Here is a 2,303-nt window from a genome sequence, read left to right on the forward strand (position 1 = left end):
TAACGGCGTTATTCCATTTGTTGTGTTGCTAGCTGGACTTGCAATTGCACCTTTGATGCTAACGCCGTACAGCACCGTGATGCTTATGCCTGCCTTGGCATTTGGAATCGCTCTTCTCGGCATGAATCTTCTGTTTGGCTACACGGGGTTGCTGTCCTTTGGCCATGCAATGTTCTTGGCTGTAGGGGCATACGTGGCGGCCGCAGCGACCCAGGCGGGCGTTCTCCACTTTGAGTTGATCTTGATCGCAGCAGCGAGTTTGGGAGGACTATTCGCATTGGCGATTGGTGCTCTCTGTGTCCGTTTCACACATATCTTCTTTGGCATGCTCACACTTGCGTTTGGCATGCTTCTTCACTCTTTCCTGTTCAAGTTCTACAACTTGACAGGAGGTGATCAAGGTATGCGTGTCCTGCGGCCGATGTTACTGGGGCAGGATTGGGATATGACTGCGACTCAGTTTCTCAGTGGTCCGTTCTATTACTACTGTTTGATAGTTTATGTGCTGCTCGGATTGCTCACCTGGCGCATCGTCAGTTCGCCTCTTGGCCTCCAGCTGCGCGCTATTAGAGACAATGAGAGCAAGGCTCGGTACCTTGGCGTACGTGTCTATCGCCTCCGACTGTTTGCCTTTGTAGTGTCTGGCGTTTTCGGTGCAATCGCTGGCGCGATGTTGGGGGTTTCCACTGGACTTGCTGATCCGGAGCTTGCGTATTGGCCTCAGTCAGGCAATCTTATTTTCATGATGATTCTTGGGGGGGCTGGAACCTTTGTGGGGCCTGGGGTAGGGGCGCTCATTTTTGTTCTGCTGCATGAAGTACTGGTATCGAGTACGGCCTACTGGAGATTTATGTTGGGTGCTACGTTGGTGTTTCTCGTGCTTGTGCTTCCAGAAGGATTGATCGGCACGATTTCCAATCACTTGCAACGTCGTGTAAGGGGAGATGCCCAATGAGTGCCATGTTGAGCGCATGCAATGTATCCAAATCTTATGGATCGTACCAAGCTCTAAAGAATGTGTCTTTGGAGATCGGAGGCGGTGAATTCGTGTCAATAGTCGGCCCGAATGGAGCAGGGAAGACCACACTCGTCAATGTGTTGACGGGGTTGGCGGCCCCCTCCCAAGGGACGGTGCATTTCATGGGAAATAGTATTGCTGGAGTAGGTCCGGTTAAGTTGGCTGCGATGGGCATGGCCCGTTCATTCCAGCTGGTCAATATTTTTCCAGAGGTGAGCGTTTGGGAGACGATCGCAGTTGCTGTAAGTTCAAGGTTGCGTAGAGCTTCGAATCCATTACGAACATTGACCAAAGATCCTCAGATCGAGGACGAAGTTCAGCATATTGCTGGAACACTTGGCTTGCATCACAAGCTTTTTGAACGAGCTGGTTCTCTCTCACAAGGAGAGAAAAAACTCCTTGATATCGCCAGCGCATTTGCACTTCGTCCTAAGGCCATCCTTTTAGATGAACCTACTTCGGGCGTCTCAAGTGGAGACAAATACGGGATTATGGAACTGTTAGTGAAGGCGGCACGCTCGGAAGGGGTGAGCGCCATCATTCAAGTCGAGCATGACATGACACTGGTCGCACGTTACTCGCATCGGGTGATCGCGCTTCAGGAAGGGCGTGTGATTGGAGATATGTCTCCGGATGTTTTCTTTAAGGACTCCTTGATGCTTGAAGCAGTGATCGGCCCTGTCCACAGTAGTCAGAAAAAAAACGAGGGGGAACACCAGCCATGCTGAACGTGTCCGAACTGACCGTGGACATCCAGGGAAGTCGAATTCTTCGAGGTATCAGTCTTGAGGTTCGCGCCGGTGAACTGGTATGTCTTCTCGGCAGAAATGGAGCGGGAAAGACCACCACTTTTCGGTCGTTGATGGGCTATCTTCGGCCCGTTTCCGGGCGCATCTCGTGGGAAGATAAAGATCTTGCGCGCTTGAGCACATGGCAGATTGCGCAACTGGGCATTGGCTTTTCCCCTGAAGAATCGGAAGTGTATGCCGACCTCACGGTCGAGGAAAACATTGAACTTCCGACGTGGACTCGTACCTGTGGCAGACCTGCTGCGGAGCGCATTTCGGAAGCATATCGTATTTTCCCCAAGCTGGAACGATACCGTAAACGCGGGGGGGCAGAGCTTTCGGGTGGCGAGCGCAAGATGGTATCTATCGCCCGCGCATTGGCTCTCGACGCAGAACTCCTTTTACTCGACGAACCTTTTGAAGGTCTCTCACCCGCCATCATTCCACTTGTAGCGGAGGGAGTCGCCGCGATTCGCCAATCTGGGAAAGCCATTGTG

Annotated in this window: 3 protein-coding genes; all 3 read left to right on the forward strand. The window is 52.1% G+C overall.

Translation table 11 applies throughout. From position 1 onward, the window contains the following. Positions 1–955: branched-chain amino acid ABC transporter permease (locus DBR23_RS15740; RefSeq protein WP_199227727.1), on the forward strand; the 955-nt coding region annotated here is incomplete at its 5' end. Beyond that, entirely contained in the window at positions 952–1,746 is a 795-nt protein-coding gene (locus DBR23_RS15745; RefSeq protein ID WP_066123746.1) for an ABC transporter ATP-binding protein, read from the forward strand. The genes DBR23_RS15740 and DBR23_RS15745, both read left to right, overlap by 4 nt. Beyond that, a partial coding sequence (locus tag DBR23_RS15750) for an ABC transporter ATP-binding protein (protein ID WP_108498868.1) occupies positions 1,740–2,303 on the forward strand: 564 nt, incomplete at its 3' end. The genes DBR23_RS15745 and DBR23_RS15750, both read left to right, overlap by 7 nt.

The sequence above is a fragment of the Acidovorax sp. HMWF018 genome (assembly GCF_003061035.1).
GTDB lineage: Bacteria > Pseudomonadota > Gammaproteobacteria > Burkholderiales > Burkholderiaceae_C > Acidovorax > Acidovorax delafieldii.

What these genes read in the sequence shown, in the direction of transcription:
- DBR23_RS15745 (WP_066123746.1), top strand. Translation starts at nt 952, where the DNA reads ATGAGTGCCATGTTGAGCGCATGCAATGTATCCAAATCTTATGGATCG.